Annotated in this window: 18 protein-coding genes and 1 tRNA gene; 18 read left to right on the forward strand and 1 reads right to left on the reverse strand. The window is 40.5% G+C overall.

The genetic code is table 11. From position 1 onward, the window contains the following. Positions 1 to 328 precede the first annotated feature (328 nt). The 6 genes from Q0460_RS09835 to Q0460_RS09860 are packed head-to-tail and all read left to right on the forward strand — an operon-like array spanning position 329 to position 10,428. Positions 329 to 2,803, forward strand: coding sequence for a DNA methyltransferase (locus Q0460_RS09835; RefSeq protein WP_299086558.1), 2,475 nt, complete (start codon positions 329 to 331; stop codon positions 2,801 to 2,803). A 1-nt stretch (position 2,804) separates the two neighbouring features. Further along, entirely contained in the window at positions 2,805 to 3,602 is a 798-nt protein-coding gene (locus Q0460_RS09840) for a hypothetical protein (protein ID WP_299086559.1), read from the forward strand. Continuing rightward, positions 3,595 to 4,098: a hypothetical protein gene (locus tag Q0460_RS09845; RefSeq protein ID WP_299086560.1), complete on the forward strand. Its 504-nt coding sequence runs from the start codon at positions 3,595 to 3,597 to the stop codon at positions 4,096 to 4,098. The genes Q0460_RS09840 and Q0460_RS09845 overlap by 8 nt, the downstream gene beginning before the upstream one ends. After that, a complete protein-coding gene (locus Q0460_RS09850) occupies positions 4,079 to 6,904 on the forward strand; it encodes a DEAD/DEAH box helicase family protein (RefSeq protein WP_299086561.1) in 2,826 nt (941 codons plus the stop codon). The genes Q0460_RS09845 and Q0460_RS09850 overlap by 20 nt, the downstream gene beginning before the upstream one ends. Before the next feature lie 48 nt (positions 6,905 to 6,952). Next, positions 6,953 to 8,626 (forward strand): dihydroxy-acid dehydratase, encoded by a 1,674-nt coding sequence (ilvD, locus tag Q0460_RS09855; protein WP_299086562.1) that lies wholly within the window; start codon positions 6,953 to 6,955, stop codon positions 8,624 to 8,626. Between the two features lie 56 nt (positions 8,627 to 8,682). Beyond that, positions 8,683 to 10,428, forward strand: a complete 1,746-nt coding sequence (locus Q0460_RS09860) for a hypothetical protein (protein ID WP_299086563.1) — start codon at positions 8,683 to 8,685, stop codon at positions 10,426 to 10,428. Between the two features lie 201 nt (positions 10,429 to 10,629). On the opposite strand, the gene Q0460_RS09865 is transcribed toward Q0460_RS09860, so the two are convergent. Beyond that, positions 10,630 to 11,895: a 3-isopropylmalate dehydratase large subunit gene (locus Q0460_RS09865; RefSeq protein WP_297990387.1), complete on the reverse strand. Its 1,266-nt coding sequence runs from the start codon at positions 11,893 to 11,895 to the stop codon at positions 10,630 to 10,632. Between the two features lie 97 nt (positions 11,896 to 11,992). On the opposite strand from Q0460_RS09865, the gene Q0460_RS09870 reads away from it, so the two are divergent. The 12 genes from Q0460_RS09870 to Q0460_RS09925 all read left to right on the forward strand — a co-directional run bounded on the left by Q0460_RS09870 (position 11,993) and on the right by Q0460_RS09925 (position 21,850). After that, entirely contained in the window at positions 11,993 to 12,517 is a 525-nt protein-coding gene (locus Q0460_RS09870; protein ID WP_299086564.1) for a nitroreductase family protein, read from the forward strand. A gap of 5 nt (positions 12,518 to 12,522) precedes the next feature. Beyond that, the gene (locus Q0460_RS09875; protein ID WP_299086565.1) at positions 12,523 to 13,845 is read left to right on the forward strand and encodes an NFACT RNA binding domain-containing protein; all 1,323 of its coding nucleotides are present in this window, start codon (positions 12,523 to 12,525) and stop codon (positions 13,843 to 13,845) included. Positions 13,846 to 13,894: 49 nt separating this feature from the next. Next, the gene (locus Q0460_RS09880; protein ID WP_005872778.1) at positions 13,895 to 14,659 is read left to right on the forward strand and encodes a phosphatidate cytidylyltransferase; all 765 of its coding nucleotides are present in this window, start codon (positions 13,895 to 13,897) and stop codon (positions 14,657 to 14,659) included. Beyond that, entirely contained in the window at positions 14,653 to 15,738 is a 1,086-nt protein-coding gene (dxr, locus tag Q0460_RS09885) for a 1-deoxy-D-xylulose-5-phosphate reductoisomerase (RefSeq protein ID WP_299086566.1), read from the forward strand. The genes Q0460_RS09880 and dxr overlap by 7 nt, the downstream gene beginning before the upstream one ends. Before the next feature lie 186 nt (positions 15,739 to 15,924). After that, positions 15,925 to 16,899 carry a DUF3137 domain-containing protein gene (locus Q0460_RS09890; RefSeq protein WP_299086567.1) on the forward strand — a complete coding sequence of 325 codons (975 nt, stop codon included), beginning with the start codon at positions 15,925 to 15,927 and terminating at the stop codon, positions 16,897 to 16,899. A 15-nt stretch (positions 16,900 to 16,914) separates the two neighbouring features. Beyond that, on the forward strand, positions 16,915 to 17,064 hold the full coding sequence (locus Q0460_RS09895; RefSeq protein ID WP_299086568.1) for a hypothetical protein: 150 nt from the start codon (positions 16,915 to 16,917) through the stop codon (positions 17,062 to 17,064). A gap of 199 nt (positions 17,065 to 17,263) precedes the next feature. Next, positions 17,264 to 17,339, forward strand: a tRNA-Val gene (locus tag Q0460_RS09900). 244 nt (positions 17,340 to 17,583) lie between these two features. Beyond that, a complete protein-coding gene (locus tag Q0460_RS09905; RefSeq protein ID WP_299086569.1) occupies positions 17,584 to 17,835 on the forward strand; it encodes a hypothetical protein in 252 nt (83 codons plus the stop codon). A gap of 48 nt (positions 17,836 to 17,883) precedes the next feature. Further along, on the forward strand, positions 17,884 to 18,204 hold the full coding sequence (locus Q0460_RS09910; protein ID WP_299086570.1) for a hypothetical protein: 321 nt from the start codon (positions 17,884 to 17,886) through the stop codon (positions 18,202 to 18,204). A gap of 177 nt (positions 18,205 to 18,381) precedes the next feature. Further along, positions 18,382 to 18,954, forward strand: coding sequence for a hypothetical protein (locus Q0460_RS09915; RefSeq protein WP_299086571.1), 573 nt, complete (start codon positions 18,382 to 18,384; stop codon positions 18,952 to 18,954). Positions 18,955 to 19,055: 101 nt separating this feature from the next. Further along, complete coding sequence (locus tag Q0460_RS09920; protein WP_299086572.1) at positions 19,056 to 19,412, forward strand: hypothetical protein; 357 nt, start codon at positions 19,056 to 19,058, stop codon at positions 19,410 to 19,412. A gap of 365 nt (positions 19,413 to 19,777) precedes the next feature. After that, the gene (locus Q0460_RS09925) at positions 19,778 to 21,850 is read left to right on the forward strand and encodes a TonB-dependent receptor (protein ID WP_299086573.1); all 2,073 of its coding nucleotides are present in this window, start codon (positions 19,778 to 19,780) and stop codon (positions 21,848 to 21,850) included. The last annotated feature ends 9 nt before the right edge of the window (positions 21,851 to 21,859 follow it).

Raw genomic sequence — 21,859 nt, forward strand, 5'->3', positions numbered from 1 at the left:
ATGTGCAATTATATCAAAAATAGGAGTGATTCGGTTTGATTAAGCTCAATAGTCCCTCTTTAAATTTTAATGCGCTAAAATTTAAAACGCCCCGCAGCGGTAAAATTTTATGCTAAAATGGAGAAAATTTCAATTCAAGGACGCAAAATGAGAAGCGACATCATCAAAAAGGGCTACGCGCGTACGCCGCACCGCTCGCCATTAAGAGCTACTGGATAAAGGACAGCTATAATGGATGTTTTCGCATGCCAATAACTGCTTTAAAATTAGGTATTTAAAGCTATCCGTAATTTAAAAATAGTTATAATTTAAATTAAAAAGGCTTGCAATGGATTATAAAAAAGCATTTTACTCGAAACTAGAAGACTGCTACTTGGGTGCAAAGATCAAGGATACGAAAGATAAAAGCGGTTTTGGTAATCTTTTAAGCATAAAAGAGCGATACTTTGAGCATATTAAGCAAATTTTAGATAAGCGGATTCCGTCAACGGACGATTTTGACGAACACGAAATTTATAACAAGCTTTACACATTTTTCGATAGTTATCTAAACGAAACCGGCACGCCGTTTTTTACCGATACGCCTATTTATAAAAATATCTATGCAAAAATTTACTCAAATTCTAAAGACACGAGCCTATTTTATAAAACACAAAATTTATACTACGTAAAATCGGACGTTATTTATAAAAGTATGACGCTAAGCGATGAAAATACTAAATTTGCAGTGGAATTTAACGCAAACGGGTTTCACCGGTCAAGCGATAATGTAAAAACAAAGCTAATTTTTAAATTCGCGGGATTAGACCAAAGTGTGAATTTACAGGCGCTAATTCCACTAATCAAAATAAACGTAACGAATCAAAGCGAGCTATTTAAGGACTTAAAAAGCGTTTTTAAGCAAGGAAGCGGCGAATTTACAGACGATTTTCTAAAAGAGATAAAACCGCTTAAAATTGACAAAAACGAGCTTAAAAAGGTATTTCATAGCTATAAAAAGCAAAACGAAGTGGATTTTTTTATCCATAAAGACGCCGAGAATTTTTTGAAAGAGCAGTTCGAGTTATGGATGTTTAGCCATCTCTACGGCGATAGCGAGACGCATAAGTGGCAGTCTTACGCGATTGAGAGATTACAAAAAATCCGCAATATCGCATTTGAGTTAATCGAGATCATCGCCAAATTTGAAAATGAGCTAAAAGCGATTTGGCTAAAACCGAAATTCGCCAAAAATACTCAATACGTTTTTACGCTAGATTTAATTCCTAATTTCGATGTTTCGCTCGTTACCGACAAGCAAATTGCCGAGTGGAAAGAGTTAAATTTAGTCGACGTTAATTTCGCCACCGATACCTTAAAAACAGAATTTGAAAAGTTTAAATTTCTACCGCTCGATACGAAATTTTTAAGCGATAAAAATAGACTGGATTTGCTTAGCAGGTTTGAAAATCTAGACGAAATTTTAAACGGCGAGCTCGTAAAATCGGACAATTTTGCCGCGCTAAATACTCTGATGCCTCGTTATAAAGGTAAAATCGATCTCATCTATATCGATCCGCCGTTTAACACGGGCTCGGACTTTGAGTATAAAGACCGCTTCCAAGATGCGACGTGGCTTACACTAATGCAAAACCGCCTAGAGCTTGCGCGCGAAATTTTAAGCAATAAAGGGAGTTTTTATTTACACCTTGATGAGAATGCCGACTTCTTAGGCAGAATGCTTTTAGACGAAATTTTCAATTTTGATGAGTGTAAAAAAATAACCTTTGACACAAATGCTACAAAGGACGAGGAAGCTGATTTATTTGGTTATAAAAGCTTTGGTAATAATTTTGCATTAAAGAGTTCGACTATATTTTTTATAAAAAATGGAAATAGTATATTTAATAAATTATGGAAACCGAACAGAAACATAAGTCAATTAAATTTAGGTCAGCTAGATCTAATAGCTGTGGCTAAAACAAATTGTCCCAAAAAAATAAAAGACTATAATTTTTTAATTGAACAATATGAAAATGATAAATTAAAATTACAAAGTGTTGATATTTCTAATGAAAAAATATATCCAGTAGGTGATATATGGAACGATATATATTCTTTTACGCAATCAGAGATGAGAGTTAGTGAAAATATTTCTTTTTATAGCTCACAAAAACCAGAACATATGATTAGACGTATTATACAAGCCAGCTCAAATCAAAACAATTTAGTTTTAGATTTTTTTACTGGAAGCGGAACTACTTGTTCGGTAGCTCATAAACTAAAAAGAAGGTGGATCGGCATAGAAATGGGAAATCATTTCTATGAAAAGTATTTAAGTTTTAACAAAGAAAGCAAAACATTTGAGTATAGGCTTGGCTTATTAGGTAGGATGAAAAATGTTTTGGCGGGAGATAAATTTTTTTTTGCTATGAATAAATCCAGAAGGTCGTCGCTATCTAATATCATTGGCTATAAAGGCGGCGGAGCGTTTAGATACTACGAACTGGAAAGTTACGAAGAGGCTTTAAATGAGTGTGAATACGCACTAGATGAGAACGGTGTAATAGATTATCGCAGATCACGTAAGCTCATAAAGAAGCTAAATAAGGGTGAAAAAGTGTGCCTTGATATGGTCGGATACAGAGGTGAATTTGACATTTTTTTGAGTTATTCAAATTTGACTGGCGCTAAAATCAAGCGAATTTTTGCGCGTGACGATGTAGAGTGCGCGGAATTTGAAAACGGTGAAATAATGCAAAAAGATGACATCGATATGGCAAAATTTCCTAAAATCCGCGACCTAATCTGGTGGGAGAGGTAAGATGAGCGAGAAAATAACTTTTAGTGAATGTGAACTTATTATAAATCAAAGCGAAATTCCACAAATAAATATTTTTGAAAATAAACAATCTGATAGTTATGAGCTAGATGGAGTTTATTATCAGGTTGATTGTGAAATCATAAAAAATAATATCTTTTGGATCTATGCTAAATATGGTAAACCTAAACCATATACAGATGAAGTTTTGAATATAGAAACGCAAGAGAATTATAAAAATAGCAGAAGCCCAAATGAAGCAGAACTTAAAAACCAGCTCTTTTGCATATATATTTATGATAAAGCTACACTATATGTTTCTGATTTTAGAAAAAATAGTTTTTTGAAAGATTATTTAAAAGCTAAGTATAATAAGGAATTTGATATTAAAAAATATTTTATAGATCCGAAAGAATTTGTAGACACAATATCATCTGTTGAAAGTATTAAATTTACATCTGGCGATAAAGATTTATTTAATGGCGCAATATTTGATGATATTGGCGATGTGTATGGATTAGGGCAGCCTATCAATTTTACGCTAGAAGCAAAAATTCAAAACAAATTATTTGAATTTGAACGTGAAAAATTTATAAATTTTCTTAATAGATTCAAATCTAAAAAAGAAAATTGCGAAATTAGTAGGGTAATTTGTATAGGTAAAGATGATGAAGGCTTCGAAAAAATTTTTAACCTTGAAACCTTAATGAAAAAAATACAGGTCAATGTTGAAAAAGATAAAAATGGAATGTATGACGCGGAGTATGTAAAACAATCACTCTTGGAGCAATTGAATGTATAGATATCATAAAATATCTGTGATAATTATTTTTTTATTATCCTTTATATCTATTTTTTTTATATCATTGATTTTTTTTGATATGGGAGAAATAAAAAATTTTATAAACACATTTTCTACAAGTTTAATTACGTTTATGTCTATTACATTTGGTTTTTATCTTGCAAGTTTATCTATTTTATTTTCATCAAAATATCTTGGAACCTTGTATGTTGTAGATCCATTGATACCAACTCAGTGCAAAATTCACACATTAAAATACTACATAACAGACGCAATTTGTATTGCATTGGCTACGATTATTATTTGTTTTGTGTCTTTAATTGCGCCCATAATCAATAATGTCTATTTTTATTTAGCTATATTTGCTCTATTAATTACGCTATTTATAATAAATTTTATATTTATATATTTCATTTTCAAAGTATTTATAAATGCCTTAATAACTCAATCTTTAGAAAAATTTAAAGAAAATAAAGATGAAAATTCAAGCCGATAAACTAATCCTGGCCGAAATTTTAAAAGAGCTAAATTTGAGCGCGGAAGCAGACTCTCTAAATTTGAGCGATTTTTCTAAATTTAAGCTCACCGATTACCAACAAAGCGCGGTAAAAAGTGCGCTAAAAATCTTAGAGTTTTATTACGCAAGCCATCAAATTCGAGGTAGCGATAGTGCAAATTTACACAGTTCAAATAATCAAAGCAAATTTAGCGAGCGCGAAATTTTGCTTGAAAATTACCGTAAATTTGGCGCAAATTTAAATACACACGAGATTAATCGCGCTAGTTTTTGGATGGCTACGGGAAGTGGAAAAACGATCGTAATGATAAAACTGATTTGGGCGATTTCGCGGCTGATTAAGTTTGATATTTTACCTAAAAAGCCAATTTTACTTCTTGCGCCGACCGAACAGATTTTAAGCCAATTTAAAGAGCGAATAAATGAATTCAATCGCTATCAAAATGAGCAAATATACGCGCGCGATTTAAAAGATTTCGAGAGCGCGAATTCCGGGCTAAATTTATATGATACGACGCTTTTTATCGCCCGTAGCGATTTGCTGGAAAGTACCGAAAACACGAGTAAAAAAGATGCAGGTAAAAGGCTAAATTACGCAAATTTTAAAAATGAAAACGGTTGGTATATTTTACTAGACGAAGCGCATAAAGGGGACAGCACCGATTCCGTGCGAAAAGGCTACATAAACGAACTAGCAAGCGGTAAAAAAGACGAATTCCCTCGCGGATTTATCTTAAATTTTAGCGCGACCTTTACGGACGAAATTGATCTAAAAACCTGCGCATTTAACTACAATTTACAAAAATTTAACAACCAAGGCTATGGCAAAAATATCGCGATATTTGAAAATAAGCTAAATTTAGATGATTTAGAGCAAATTTTGCAAAGCTTTATAATCTTTACGTCGATTAAAATTTCAAATCGCCGAATTTCGCGAAGATTATCAGATGCCCTTTATCATGCGCCGCTAATCATCGCTGTATCGGATAAAGTAAATACACAGGATGCCGGAATAAAACAGTATTTTGAGGCTATTTGCAAGGTGCTAACAAACGACGTAGATATCCCTAAAATACTTGAAAATTTAGTCCAAATTTTAAATCAGCTTGAATTTGTTTTCGGCGGCGAGAAAATTGGCGATGAATTTATAAAAATAGTTAAAAATATCGATGCAAAAACTATGCGTGAAGAGCTATTTTACGCACAAGGTCTTTCAAGCTTAGAGGCTTGCATAATCAAAGACAACGATAAAGAGGTCGCATTTAAAAGTAAAAATGCCAGTAAGCCTTTTATGCTACTAAATATCGGCGACACCAAAGGCTGGAAAAAAGAGTATCTAAACGAGCTTGGCGTGCAAAGTGAAATCGATGTAGATAGCGGTTTTTTCGCACATATTAACGAGCAAAATTCTCCGATAAATATAATGCTCGGAAGCAAAGTTTTTAACGAGGGCTGGGATAGTAACCGCGTAAATTTGATAAGTTTTATAAATATAGGCTCGCGCTCGGCCAAAAAATACGTAACGCAAACGATAGGACGAGGCGTTAGAATCGAACCTTTTAAAAACGAACGGCGACGTTTGCAATACACGAGTAAATTTGCGGATTCGGAATTTGACGAAAAAGAGAGGTTAAAAGAGCTTGCAAGTGGTCTTGAAACGCTTTTTGTTTTTGCTAGTGACCCAAAAGCTATAGAAGCTATTTTGAGCGAATTGGAGCAATTTAAAACCGGCGAAATTTTAAAAGGCTTTAAAAAGTCGCAGACAATCAAACCGTTGCTTTTACCCCAATATGAAGACGAAATCGGTGAATCAAAGCCCTATGTAATTTCGCACTCCGATTATGAAAATTTAAACAAGTTTATAAACTCTTACGATTTGGACGTTTTACTATTTAGCTCGGAGTTAAAAAGTCCCGATTTAGGGCTTAGCACAATAAATAAAACGCTTAAAAAAGACGAAAAATTTATAAAAATTAGTGGAGCGACCGAAAAATTTCAAAACCCGAAATTTACACTATGCGAAATAGATAAATTCCGTAAATTTAAAAGTAAAAAATTAAAAGGTTTTAAAGAGGTTGAAAATGAAATTTCTCATTTTACGAAATTTAGCACGACGTTTGACAAAGACGAAATATCAAAGATTAACGAAGCGATTTTAAATTTATTAAAATCTAAAAGCGAAGATGAGCTTATAGATGAGTTAGAAAGCAAAAAAATTACGTCGAGAGAGTTTGCTAATTTAATAAAACAAAATAAAAAGGATTGTGAAATTTTAGGCTTTAAACTAGATGCTAATTTGGCTCGCCATTACTATAATCCGCTCGTGATAGATGCCGATAATAAAGCGCAAATAGTATATGCGATAAGCGAAAAAAGTGAGATAGAATTTTTGGAGGATTTAAAGACCGGTCTAAATGCGCTTGACGGCTTTGAATGGAATTTTTGTAAAATAGTTCAAAACGTAGATGAAATTTACGTGCCGTATTTTGATGAAGAAGAGCAAATTTGGCGTAAATTTTATCCCGACTTCATATTTTGGCTAAAACAAGATGAGATTTACGAGATAGTTTTCGTCGACCCAAAAGGTCTAAAACACGGCGAAGGTGCGAGATTTAAAGCAAATGGATTTGAAACGATTTTCGGCGATAAGAATTTAGAATTTAATAATAAGAAAATTAACGTAAAACTCGCCTACTATAATAAAGGTCCGCACATCCCACAAGGGCTTGAAAAATATGTTTTTTCAAGCATAAATAAAATTTTCAAAGTCCAGCGGAAAATTTAGTTTTATTTAGTTACAATCGGTACAAAATTTAATTAAAAAGGATCAAATTTGAGAAGTGACATCATCAAAAAAGGCTATACGCGTGCGCCGCACAGAAGCTTGCTAAGAGCGACCGGACTAAAAGACGAAGACTTTGAAAAGCCATTTATCGGCGTGGCAAATAGCTTCATAGAGATCATACCGGGGCACTTTTTCCTTAACAAATATTCCGAAATTTTAAAAGACGAGATCCGCAAAAACGGCTGCGTGCCCTTTGAGTTTAACTGCATCGGCGTGGACGACGGCATCGCGATGGGGCATAGCGGGATGCTTTACAGCCTGCCTAGCCGCGAGCTGATCGCAAATTCGATCGAAACGGTGATGAACGCGCACGCCCTAGACGCTCTCGTCTGCATGCCAAACTGCGATAAAATCGTACCGGGCATGGTGATGGGCGCGCTTCGCGTGAACGTACCGACGGTTTTTGTTAGCGGCGGCCCGATGAAAAAGGGCTACACCAAAAAAGGCGAGCCGATCGACCTTGCGACTGCGTTTGAGGCGGTGGGTAAATTTGAAACCAAAGAGATCAGCGCCGAGGAGTTAAAAGAGATCGAGTGCGCCGCCTGTCCGAGCGGAGGCAGCTGCTCGGGGATGTTTACGGCAAACTCGATGAATACGCTGTGCGAAGCGATGGGTATCGCGCTAAAAGGCAACGGCACCGTGCCCGCGCTTACGCCAGAGCGCGAGGAGCTCATCAGGCAGGCTGGACGTCGCATCTGCCAAATCGCGCTGGATGAAAAATATAAAATCCGCAACATCGTAAACGAAAAATCGATCCAAAACGCCCTAGTCGTCGATATGGCGATGGGCGGCAGCAGCAACACCGTGCTACATATCCTAGCTATCGCGCGCGAAGCTGGGGTAAATTTACAGATCGCAGGGCTAAACGAGATCAGCCGCAAGATCGCGCACATCGCCAAAATCAGCCCGAGCCTGCCAAACGTGCATATGGAGGACATCGACCGTGCGGGCGGCTTAAGCGCCGTGATAAATGAAATTTCGCGCCGCGACAACGGGCTGTTGGACCTAGGCGCGCCGACGGTTACGGGCGAAAGCCTAGGCGAGCGCGTCGGAGCTAGCCCCATAAAAGACGAATCGGTCATCCGCAAGGTCGAAAACGCCTACTCGCAGGTCGGGGGGCTGGCGATTTTGTTTGGGAATTTAGCCGAGCAGGGCTGCGTCATCAAGACCGCGGGCATTATCGGCGAGCGCAAATTTAGCGGCAAGGCGGTCTGCTTTAACAGCCAAGACGAGGCGATAGAGGGCATCTCAAACGGCAAGGTAAACAAGGGCGACGTGGTCGTAATCCGCTACGAAGGGCCGCGCGGAGGTCCCGGCATGCAGGAGATGCTAAGTCCAACGAGCCTAATCATGGGGCGAGGGCTCGGCGCGGACGTGGCGCTGATCACGGACGGCAGATTTAGCGGCGCTACGAGGGGACTAAGCGTCGGACACGTGAGTCCCGAAGCCGCCGAGGGCGGCATGATCGGACTGCTAGAGGACGGCGATATCATCGACATCGACGTGGATACGTACGCGATCAACGTGCGTCTAAGCGATGAGGAGATCGCAGAGCGCAGGGCTAAATTTAAGCCTATCGAAAAACCGCTGCCGTATCGCTGGCTGCGAATGTATCGCAAGCTGGTAACGAACGCTAGCAACGGAGCGATTTTGGAGGCGTAGAAATTTAAAATAGGTAGGTATCGTAGTTTTAAAAATTTAAATAAGGAATGATTTTTATGTTTGAGAGGAATTTTACCTATAAGGATTTAGAGCAAGTAGAGACTGAAATAGAAAATATACATGAGGCGCTAGCTAATGTCTATAATAATAAGTCATGTATTTGGAAAATTAGTAGAACTCTTGACAAATTAAAAAATTCAAATTTTTCTAGTACGGAAAAATATATAATAGCTATATTTAAATCTGAATATGCCAAGCGCATGAATAGAACCGATGAAACCATCAATTTTCTACAAAAATTTATAAAACAAGATGATTTTAAAATTTTATCTGATACGACCCGTGGTCTTATTAATGAAATAGAACAATATTTGTTGGTTTTGAAGCAAGATAATATTTACTCAGCCAATAGAACTGCATTTAGAACCACTATCATAAGATATATTAAATCGATTAAAATATTAAAAGAAGAGAAAGAAATTATCGAAAGGTACATAAAAAGCAGAAATATAAAGGAACAAAAAAATCTAAATTATGAATTTTTTGAAAAAGAGAATGTATTGTATGATGTTTACAATAATCTTAGCAATATACTTGAAGATGCGAGTATTATGCAATCATATATAAGACATATGAAAAATTCTATATATTTTAATTTTCTTAATTTGATTTCTATTGCCGCGAAACATATAGTTTTATTATTTTGGATGGTTGTTTTTGCCGGAGGGATACTTTGTTCTTTTTATTTCATTGAAATTGGAATACCGCCACAAATTAATACGACCGAAATAATTCCGTTATTATTTTTTGTTGGCGTTTTAGGTTTATTGTATGTTGTTACGGTAGGTTTACTTTCTTTTATAGGTAGCTATTTTATTTTTAATGTCAAAACTAATGAAAAATGGATAAATATATATTTTATAATTGTACAAATTTACTTATTCGCAATTCTTACTATTCCATTTCTATATGAAATTAAATTTTTTAGTAAATATTTAAATCCTATACTTAATAATTTCGACGCTATCCTAGTTGTTTATTTTATAGCATCTATATCATATTTTATTTTATCTATGTTTAAAACCGGAAAATTTAAAGATGATACAAATTTATTTATACTTTCATATCCTATTTTTGACCTTCTTCTCATAATAATAGTTTATTCTAGATATGAAAATATAGAGCCGCTAATACTTTTATATTTTTTTATGATTGTTCTTTTGGCTAGAATTATTGCATTTTTAAAATACTTTGATTATAAAACAGTTTTTTGGCTTTCTTTCTTTATTGGGTTAGGTCCAATTTATCTTTTAAGTCCCGATTTCGTAAGAATGATCAAGCTTGCGAACTATAAAGCCAATTTCATAGTAAAAAATAAATTTATCGAAAGTGAAAAATTGGATAAAATCCCGCTATGTTTTAAAGATTATAACGATACTTGCAAAAATTTAAAATTAAGTGATGATAATAAAACGGCAATAAATAACCTCATAGTAAAAGTCAAATTTGATGAGCAATATTTTTTTAAAGCCCAAATACCGAAAGATGAATTTAATATAACAAAAGAGCGTATCATGCATTATCAAGATAATAATTCGACTGATATTTCACAGATAATGTTTAAAATTTTTAAAGTAAAAGAATGCGAGCATGATTCTACTGCTTCTTGTTATATCGATAACGACAAAGAGGGTAACATAACTATAAAGTATTATCATAAAGATGCGGAAAATATTATACAAAATGAAAACGATAAATATTTTATAGAATTTCCGGTAAGAAAAGAAAATATATTAAATTGAGCGTTATCTTGCCTAAAACAAGGTACATTATCCAAATTTATAGTGATTTGGCTACAAAATTTCTGAAATAATCTAACAGCTATCTTAAATGTATGGACGCTTTAAATTTTGCGATAAGCACAAAATGAGCAGATCAGCAGATTTCTCAAACCGCGCAAAGCGGAGGATTTGTCTTGCGCGGCTAAATTTAAATTTTGAAATCTACAAATCCCTCGGATCGGCGATCTTACCTGCGACGGCGCTAGCTGCGGCGACGGCGGAGTTTGCTAGATATACTTCGCTCGTTCTATCGCCCATGCGACCGACGAAATTTCGATTAGTCGTGCTTACGCAGCGCTCGCCCACGCCCAAAATCCCCATATATCCGCCCAAGCACGCGCCGCAGGTCGGGTTGCTCACGACTGCGCCCGCTTCTACGAAAATATCCCACAGCCCCTCTTTTTGCGCGGCCAGAGCGATTTTTTGCGTCGCAGGTGTGATGATGAGGCGGGTTTTGCGCGCGACCTTGCGACCTTTTAAAATTTGCGCGGCGATCCGTAGATCGGAGAGTCTGCCGTTGGTGCAGCTGCCGATAAAGACCTGATCGACGGCGATGTCATCGCGCACCGCCTCGCGCACGCTCTTGCCATTGCTAGGTAGGAACGGATACGCGATCACCGGATCAAGCTTGCTAACGTCGATCTGTAAAATTTGCTCGTAGTTCGCGTCCTCGTCGGAGTAGTGAAATTTCGGCTCGGCGCGCAAATTTTTATCTGCCAAAAATTCCTTCGTGATCTCATCGACCGCGACGATACCGCTCTTGCCGCCCGCTTCGATCGCCATATTGCAAAGCGAAAATCTGCTATCCATATCCAGGTGTTTAAGCGCGTCGCCGCAGAACTCCAGCGCCTTATAGCGCGCGCCGTCCACGCCGATGAGGCGGATAACTTCCAAGATCAGATCCTTGCCGTAGATGTGCGGCGCGGGCTTGCCGTGAAAAATTACTTTGATCGTAGGCGGTACTTTAAACCAATTCTTGCCCGTTATCATCGCGAAAGCTAGATCGGTGCTGCCCATACCCGTCGCAAAGGCTCCCAGCGCGCCATGGGTACAGGTGTGGCTGTCCGCGCCGATGATGACATCGCCGGGCACTACGAGCCCCTTTTCAGGCATCAGCGCGTGCTCGATACCCATATCTTTTTCGTCGAAATAATTTTTCAAATCGTGCTTGTAAGCAAACTCGCGTGAAATTTTAGCTTGGTTTGCGCTTAGAATATCCTTCGTAGGGATATAGTGATCCATCACGATCGCGAAGCCGTCCGGGTTGGCGAGCTTTTTCGCGCCGCTAAGCTCAAACTGCTTGATAGAAATCGGCGTCGTGATGTCGTTGCCGATGACCATATCAATGGCGCTTTCGATGATCTGCCCCGCAAAAACCGCCTCGCCCACGTGCTCGCTAAAAATTTTCTCCGTGATCGTCTGCTTCATAAAATCTCCTTCGTATCGGTTAAATTTGCGCGATTTTAGCTAAAAAATCATAAATTTTTGCAATTTTATGTATAATTGAGCCGCAAGGAGCGAGACGATGGAAATTTTAGATATTTTTGCAAACCGCAGAAGCGTAAGAAAATACGCGCAGGGACCGCTTGAGGACGAGGCGCTGGATAAAATTTTAAAAACGGGCCTGCTTGCGCCGTCGGGGCATGCACGCCGCCCGTGGGAGTTCATCCTTGTGCGCGACAAACAGATGCTTGAGCGACTAAGCGGATGTCGCAGCAGCGGAGCGAATATGCTAAAACAGGCCGCGGCCGCGATCGTCGTGATCGCAGATGAGCAGAAGCAAGACGTCTGGATCGAAGACTGCTCGGTAGCGCTAGGCTACATGCACCTTGCCGCAAGCGCGCTAAATCTTGGCAGCTGCTGGGTGCAGGTAAGGCTGCGTGCCGCTGCGGACGGACGCAGCTGCGAGGAGTTTTTGCGCGAGGCGCTGGGCTTTCCGCCAAATTTCAAAGCAGAAGCGATACTAGCCCTCGGCATGCCGCAACAGCGCCCGAGCCCTCACGATCTGCAGAAGTTAAATTTAGCCAAAATCCATAAAGAGAAATTTTAACGCGTATGAAGTATCAAAACTTAATTCAAATTTGCGAGTATCTACGCGCCAAACGCTTCCTTTCGCACATTAAGCGCGTAGGAGATAACCTTTTTAAAGTTTGCTTCGACGGCGACGAGACGCTGTTTTTTGATATGAATAAATCGGGCTGCAATATCCACGAAAATGACGCTTTTACCGAAGGCAAGGTTTACGCGGCGCCCTTTGATGTGCTACTTGCCAAGCGCTTTGTAAAATCGCGCATCACCTCCGTTAGCGTGCCAGAAAATAATAGAATTCTATGCCTTAGCGTAAGCCAAAACGCAAGCTACAAAACCCAAAGCTCAAATATCTACTTCGAATTTACCGGGCGTTTTACAAACGTAATAATCACCGACGAAAATGATGTGATTTTAGAGGCACTGCGGCACTTCGAGACGGAATTTAGACAGATCAAGGTAGGAAGAAAGCTCCGCCATCTGCCGCCTGCAAATATTAAAGAAGCTCCCGTGCCAAAAATTTCGGATTTTAAAGCATTTTTTCGCGCGGAATTTAACGCGCTAAATACGGATCGCTTAAACTCGCTCAAATCCGCAAAAATCACGGCGCTAAATAAAAAGCTAGACTCGGTGCGTGAGGCTTTAGGCTCTTTGCAAAGCAGCGCCGAACTACTGCGAAGCGCCGAGCTTTTAGGTGCGAAAGCTGCCTTGCTAAAAGAAAATATCTATAAAATTCCAACTAGCGCGCGAGAATTTACGCTACAAAAAGGAGACGCCGAAGCAGTAGAATTTAAGCTGCAAAAGCCTGCGAGCGCCGCTTTGGGCGAGCTTTACTCCGAGGCAAAGCGTATGCGTCAAAAGGCTGCCAATATCCATATCGAAGAGCAAAATTTAAAGGAGAAACTCGCGTTTTATGAGAATTTAAAATCGCTCATTCTTGCCGCACAGGATGCACACGAGATCGAAATTCTAATGCCTAAGCGCACGCAAATTAGGCAAAAAAGCAAGGAAAAAAATAGCGAATATGTAGCGAGCTTTTATCTCGGGGATTTTAAAATCAGCGTCGGTAAAAACGAAAAAGGCAATGAGTTCTTACTAAAAAATAGCTCCAAATCCGACTATTGGTTTCATCTTAAGGATATTCCAAGCGCACACGTCATCGTAAAGACAAATAAGCAAAGTCTAAGCGAAGAGGTGGTCGAATTTGCTGCTAAAATTTGCGTGAGCTTCAGTGCAAGCGGCAGCGGAAAATATCTCGTCGATTACACCAAACGTCAAAATGTCAAAATCAACGAAGGTGCTTTCGTAAACTACGTAAATTTTAAAACAATCAGCGTTTTAAAGCCGTAATAAGCGAGCTTGCGATATAATTGCTCAAAATAAATTCCAAGGAAATTCTATGAAGCAAAGAATAATCACGGCAAGCATTTTACTCGCCGTATTTTTGGCTCTAATTCTCATAAACGCTAGGTGGCTAAATTTCGCCGTATTTGCGCTGATACTCGTGCTGGCGTTTTTTGAAAGCCTCAAATTATGGGGTCTAGAGGAAACTAGCAAAAAGTGGCTCGCGCTGGCGATCGCGTTTTTTGCGCTGCTACCATTTACGCAGACCGATGAGCCCTTCGTCTCAGCGCTAAAAGTTAGCATCCTGATGATCCTATGCGTCGCCTCTGTCGTAGCCTTTACCAAGGGCCCTAGCCTAAAGATCACGCTTCCTTTCATCTATCCCGTTGCGCCGATATTTTTTATGTGGGCGGCTTACGATGATTTTGGGGAAGTTTTTCACTTCGTTTGGCTGATCTTCATTATCGTAGCTAGCGATAGCGGCGCATATTTTATCGGAAGGGCCTTCGGCAAAACTCCACTAAGCGCTAGCTCGCCGAATAAAACCGTAGAAGGCGTGCTAGGCGGATTAGCGCTCGCGCTTATCGTTAGCCTCATTTATGCGCGCATCTTTACCAATATGCCGCCGCTTGAAATTTTAGGCAAAACCATCATCATAGCAATTTTTGGCGTATTCGGCGATCTGTTTGAAAGCTACCTAAAGCGTGCGGCGGGTCTTAAAGATAGCGGCGCGCTCTTTCCCGGACACGGCGGGATCTTAGACCGCATCGACGGCTATATGTTCGGCGCGATCGCGATGGCGATAGTCTATTCATGGTAGTTTTAGGCTCCACGGGCTCTATCGGTACAAACACCCTAGACGTAGCCGCGCGTAGCGGTAGTATGATCGAAGCGCTTAGCTGCGGGCGCAATATCAAGCTTTTAAACGAACAGATCGCAAAATTTCATCCAAAGCTCGTCTGTATCGCGGACGCGCAGCAAAAAAGTGAGGTAGATCACGAGCGCGTATTTTGCGGTGCGGATGGAATTTTGCAGATGCTTGCGGAGTGCAAAAGCACGACCGTAGTAAACGCTCTCGTAGGCTTTGCGGGCATGATGCCGAGCCTAAAAACCCAAGAGCTCGGAAAGAGACTATGCCTCGCCAATAAAGAAAGCCTCGTCGTCGGCGGGAAATTTCTGCAAACGGATAAAATTTACCCGATCGACAGCGAGCATTTCGGACTGAAATTTTTACTTAGCAATGCCAAAATCCCCGTTTCGCGCCTAATCATCACGGCTAGCGGCGGCGCGTTTTACGATGTGCCGCTAACGCAGCTCGGTTCGCTCACTCCGCAAAACGCCCTCAAGCACCCCAACTGGAAGATGGGCGCGAAAATCACGATCGACAGCGCCACGATGGCGAATAAGCTTTTTGAGGTGATCGAGGCGTTTTGGCTCTACGGCACGCGCGAGATCGATGCGCTTATCGAGCGCACCTCGCAGATCCACGCGCTGGTCGAATTCGCAGACGGCTCTACGACGGCGCATATTAGCAGAGCCGATATGCGGCTAGCCATCGCGCATGCGCTACTTGGCGGCGACGTACGGGAGCGGATCACCGCGCCCGTGGATCTGTACGCGCTACGACCGATAGAATTTAAACCGATCGACGAGATGAAATTCCAAATCTTTACCCTCAAAGACGCGCTGTTAGCAAACCCTGATCTCGGCGTCGTCATCAACGCCGCGAACGAAGCGGGCGTAAATGCGTTTTTGCAGCAGCGGTGCCGCTTCACCGACATTGCGCGCGTGGTGCTAAAGTGCGTGGAGAAATTTAACTCGCCTAGTGTGACGGACGCAGAAGCGCTTGCGGCGGTGGATGCGAGCGTGCGAGCGTATGCAAACGAACTGCTGAAATAAATTTTTTAATCACGGGATTTATGCTACAAGTTGAGCGTGGCGGCAAATTTCACTGCGCACGGCTCGCGCAAGCAGCCGTAAAATTTAGCGGCATATAAACAGCGTGCACCTATTACGCCGTATCGGTCGTAAATTTACGCTGTGCCGTAAAGTTGCGCCATTAAATTTAATAATTAGAGGTTGGGCGTGGATATTAAAACCGTCATAGATTTAGAAAAGCAGCGCAAACGGCTTAAGAAAAGTCGCAAGCTTTGGAAAATTTTAAGTTATCTAGTAGCGTTTGCGGTTTTCGGTCCGATGCTTGCGCTCGCATTGATAATCATCTTTCTTGATTTTCCCAAACTCGATCTTGGCATAGAAAGCTTATCTTTTTTGGTCATGTCTATTTTAGCAATAATCAGTACGAGGGACGAATTTTACGAGTGGATTTTTGAGCGCAAAACCGAGCGATTTTTGATGCGCTACAAAGAGCTTTATCTCAAGCCTTATATCGAGAGTCTGGGCTTTTCGTATAAAATGGGCGCGCTTTTTCAGGAAAAAGAGGTAAGGGCAAGCGAGATATTTGACGGATTTGATAGATTTCGCGCGGATGATCTGGTTTGCGCGAACGTGGACGGCGTGGATTTTATGTTTTGCGACATAAGGCTGGAAAAGGACATCGGCACGGGAATTCCATTTATTTTTAAAAATAATTACGCCACATTTTTCGAAGGACCCTTTTTCGTGGCAAATTTTAATAAAAAAATCTGCTCCGACGTTTTTGTTTTCTCGGACGTGGCGGCGCCCGCAGGCATAGATTTACCACCTTCGGGGCTGCCGCGCGGGCTATGGAGCAACCGCAAAATTCCGATAGATAACGCGGATTTCAATGCAAATTTCTCGGTTTACGCAAGCGATACGGTGGCGGCTATGTACGTCCTGACGCCTGCGCTGATGGAGAAAATTTTATCTCTTAAACAGCTCGTGAAATCGGATATTTCGCTGAGCTTCAAGCAAAATAAAATTTACATCGCGATAGCTCGCGGCACCGATAGTTTCGAGCCGAGCTTGGATCAGCCGATACTCAATGCTCGCATCGCAAAGGATATCAAGGCAGATCTGGACGCGATGCTGCAAATCGTAAAAATTCTAAAGTTGAATGAAAAAATTTGGACGTCTTAGCGGGCGCAAGGCGGAGTGAGGCAAGCAAATGAAACGGGGCGGAGTGAAGCAAAACGACTAGATAAAACAAAGCGGGGCAGAATAGGCTGCTGGGGCAAAGCACGCGAGCACCGCGTAAGCGCGATAAAATTCCGCGTGGGATTCGAAATTTTAGTAATGGGATGAAATTTCGCGTGGGATTGCGAATTTTAGTTGCGGGATAGAATTTTGCGCGGGGTTTCGGCAATATCGTGAAATTTCGCGTAGAATTCGACGGGGTTTTACATCGCGGCGAAATCTTGTATAGAATTTCGGCGGAATTTCACGAAAAGTTAAAATTTGCTTGCTATTGAGAGATTTTTTTGATATACTGCCGTTTCTTTTTGGCCCCGTAACTCAGTTGGTAGAGTGTCACCTTGACATGGTGGAAGTCGTTGGTTCGAGTCCAATCGGGACCACCACTTAAGCTACTTTTAAGTTATAATCACTTCTTTCTATTTCTCTTTAATTCCTGCTTAAGTTGTTTTAAAATTTTAATCACTTCTTTTTCACGCACAGCACCTGTCTTAGATTTAGTTATTCCGACATCTTTCATTTTTATTTTAGATATAATTTTTCCAGAAATACTATGAGATCGATTAAGCGATCAATGAGATAAATTTTTATCGGCAACCGATTAAATTTAGAAAGGAGTATCAGCGATATATGGGACAGTATGTTATAAAAACATTAGATTACTGCGCAGAAAAGAGACTGCGGCTACAATGGGAAAAGGACTTCGCGATCTCCGTCAATGCCCCAGGAAACGAAGTTACTATAAGGGCAAATAAAAGCGGACTTATATCTCTTGCTAGACATTTGCTTACTTTAGCGCAAGATTCCGTGCCGAAACATTCGCATATACATCTGGATGAGCATAATTCGCTTGAGGAGGGCTCGGCGGAACTTATAAACTAAAAAGATACCAAGCGATAAAGAGAAATTTATGCTGAAGAAAAGGCGACAATGAGAGAAAAGCACATTGTAGAGTTACTATCCTCCGCAATCGAAGGAGACGGGATCATATCCGTAGTATTTAAATTTTTCCATATAGATTGGGGATACACGCTAGAGGAGCTCGATCTAATTATAAATTTTGGTATAAAAAATGGCGATCTCCTTATAGAAGATATGCATGATGAAAACAAGCACTACGACAAAATAGATTGGCGGCTAGATAATGTGTATCAAGAGATCGTTATGGTAGATATTTACAAATATATGCCATTGCTATTTTCCAAACATCTGACGGTACCGGATCCTTATAAGCAGTTCATTACGGAATGAAATTTGCGTATGACAGCACGGATAAAACTATAAAATTTAAAGGATCGGACGGTATGGCGCAAAACGTTATAAATAAAGCAGATCATAACGAAAAGGAGCAGCAAAATGTTAGATAGAATCGGCTCCTGTTGTATCGGCATGATGACAACTATCTCAAAAAAGCCATAGGAATAAAAAATGAGCACTAGGATAGGTTTAATACTTTTGGGCGCATTTTTTGTATTTGAAAGTATTCTTGGCTGCTTTAGCGGAAAGATGTATTTTAAATACGGGGGCTGGAGCGCAGTTGAGCCGGTCTACATTATCAAGATTTTTATCATCGGCTTATTGTTTGTTTCCGCAGGAATTTTCATAAACAAAAAAATAGGTAGAGTGATTAATGCCTTGATAGGCTTAAATCTTTTAATAATATCTATAGAAATTTTTACAACGCAAGATCCCGCAGGAATACAAAGCAAAATCGGATATCCTTTTCTTATCTCGGGATTTTCGGTTTTACTTATTAGTATCTTGTTTTTTTACCTCGCCTTTCGCTCTGAAAAGAACATAAAAAGATATCCGAAGTATATGTGGTGTGTAGACTGCGGTAAATTTTACCGATACGAGGATGTCAAGGATACGGATCAAATTTGCCCGGACTGCGGCAAAAAGCTTACGGAGTATAATGACGGCGACTACTGGAAAAGAAACGCCTCCGAGCAAAACGCTAAAACTCCGAAGATCAAAAAACGTAAATTTAAAAAGCGATGAAATTTTGATTTGCTATAGAGGAATATATAAAAATGCTAAATAGAATTTTTGCATTAATCGGCTTTTTTGCTTTTTTCGCATGGGGGCTGACGGCCGCTTTATTGGAAAAAGTCGATATAAAACCCGGCTTTATGGCATCGGTAAAGCTTGAAAGCACATATCTGCGTATCATCATAGGAATTTTATGCTTTGCGACGTGCGCTTTCTTTTTATATCTCGCATTTCGCCCTGAAAAAAGCGTAAAGTATTATCCTAAATTTATGCGCTGCAAAGGGTGTCTTAAATTTTATAATTTCTCGGACGTTAAAGATAGGAGCGTTTGCCCTAAGTGCGGAGGTGAGCTGCAAGATTATGCCGAGATAGAAAAGTGGAATCAAATAGAAAAGAATAAAAAGCTTGAAAGATATTATAAATTTGAAAAAGAGTGGCTAAAGAAGGTGAGCCATGATAAAAAATAATTGATACGCAAGCAAAATCAAAAAGTCTTAGGAATAAAAAATGAGCACTAGGATAGGTTTAATACTTTTGGCGCATTTTAGACGGGTATGATTTTAGGGATTGAGTAAAATTTTAAAAATTTCAGCTAAATTTACTTTGCAGATTTGCTGTTTTAAAAACAAACGCCGCTAAAGAATCTAAATTTAAAACTAAAATTTTACCACGCTACGTAAAACGCTCGAAATTAAAATTTCATCCAATCTCCGCCTAAATTTTAAAAAATCTATCTTTAATCTTTGAAATTTATTATTATTTAATCAAGAGAAATTATAATATAGCATTTGCAAATCATTCGCAAAATCTTAATTTTAAATAGGGGAGAGTGATGTTTAAGAAATTTTATCTTTCAAATGCCGCGATCGCGCTAAGTTTGTGTGCCGCATTGCAACTAAACGGGGCTGAAAACAACGCTACGTCTGCAAATATCAGCGCATCTAGCGCGCAAGCGGTAAATCCCGCAGCTTCTAAAAGCGCTTCTGGCGCGAACGCCACAAAGCTGGGCACCATCGTAGTTACCGCGACGGGCTTTGAGGACACGCTTAAAAATGAGGTTCGCAATGTCTCCGTTGTCACCGCTGAGGATATGGAAAATCGCGGCTACCGCAATCTGCGCGAAATTTTAGAAAAGGCGCCGGGGGTTAGCTTTAACGGCAGATCTGTTGATTTGCGTGGGCAAGGTGCGAAAGCCAATACCTCCGTAAAGGTCCTTCTTAACGGAGTCGCGCTCAATATGATCGACACGACGCCGACGACCATCCCGATCGATCTTGTTCCTATTGAGGATATCGAGCGCGTGGAGATCATCCCCGGCGGCGGTAGCGTGCTTTACGGCAGCGGCACCAGCGGCGGCGTGATAAATATCATCACAAAAAAGGGCGCAAAATATCCATACGCCAATGTCTCTACCAAGATCGCGTCGTATAATTATAAAGATCTAAATTTCGGCGTAGGCGGTAATGTGAGCGAAAATCTATTTCTAAAGACCGCAATAAAGGGCTTTGATCAGCATGGATACCGTAAGGGCGAAAGAGAGCGAGGCTACTATACATCGTTCGGACTAAATTATAAAATTTCAGATGATCAAAGCCTATCTTTTAATCCGAGCTTTTATCGCGCTAGGACACATGATGTGCCGGGTTTAGGGCTTGCCGAGCTTAAAGCGGATCGTCGCCAACAGGGAGGTGAGAGGACCTTTACCAAAAGTACGCGACTAAATTTTGACTTGGATTATGCGGTGAAATTCGGCGATAGATTTGAAGCAAATTTACAGCCTTATTACCAAGATATTAGAATTTTGCAAAAGGGCTTTGTGATGAAAGATCGCAAAGAGGGGGCGAATTTAAAGGGCAAGTTTACCTATGATAACGACGAGCTCATAGTTGGATATGATTATCTTAAAAATAAGGGCTTCCGTAGGATCGACTTTACCACTTCGATGAATCCTATGATGAGCCTTTCGCAACTTACGATCTTTGATATGCAAAAACAGACGCACTCGGTTTATGCCTTAGAAAAGCACGACTTCACAGAGCTGTTTTCGCTTAGTGCTGGCGGGCGTTTTGAGCGCGCCGAATACAAAGTAGATCGCGAAGTCTCTACGACGATGCGTAGGATGGGGCGCATATTTCATACTCAAGAAAGCACGCACGTAACGGATCATAAAAACAACTACGCTTTTGAGATTACGCCGAATTTTAATTATTCCAAGGATGGCAATCTATATTTTAAATTTGAGCGCGGCTATATCTCGCCGGGTCCTAATCAACTCATCGACAAGCTCGGTCGTAACGGCCCTTATGTGCTTAATAACCTCAAATCCGAAACCTTTAAAACCTACGAGATCGGCATGAAGGATCTAATCTATGGGCAATACGTAAGTGCGACGCTGTTTTGGACCGATACGAAAAACGAGATCGTAAACGAGCTACTCGGTAGCGGCTTTAATAGCGGTTGGCATTTCATCAATATCGACGAGACGCGCCGCAAGGGCGTAGAGCTGTATGCGGAGCAAAGTCTGCTTTCAAATTTAAAGCTCAGCGAGACCTTTTCATATGTCGACGCCAAGATCCAATCCGGCGCGAATAAAGGCAAGCAGGTTCCGTTGGTGGAGCGCTCGAAGTTCGTTTTGGGCGTCGATTACGAGCCGATTAGAAATTTAACGCTGATGAGCGATTTTAAATATTTCTCATCATCGCACGACGCCAACCACGATAGGATCGACTCGCGCACGATCGTGGATCTGGGCGCTGCGTACCGCTTCGCAAGTGGGTTTTTGATAAGCGCCGGAGTCAAAAACGTCTTTGACGAGGAATACAATTACAACCAAAATTTACGCGCAGATGTCTATACTCCGGCTCCCGGACGCAACTACTACGTGGAGTTTAAATACGCCTATTAGCGCGCGTTT

It is taken from the genome of uncultured Campylobacter sp., assembly GCF_937980635.1.
Lineage (GTDB): Bacteria > Campylobacterota > Campylobacteria > Campylobacterales > Campylobacteraceae > Campylobacter_B.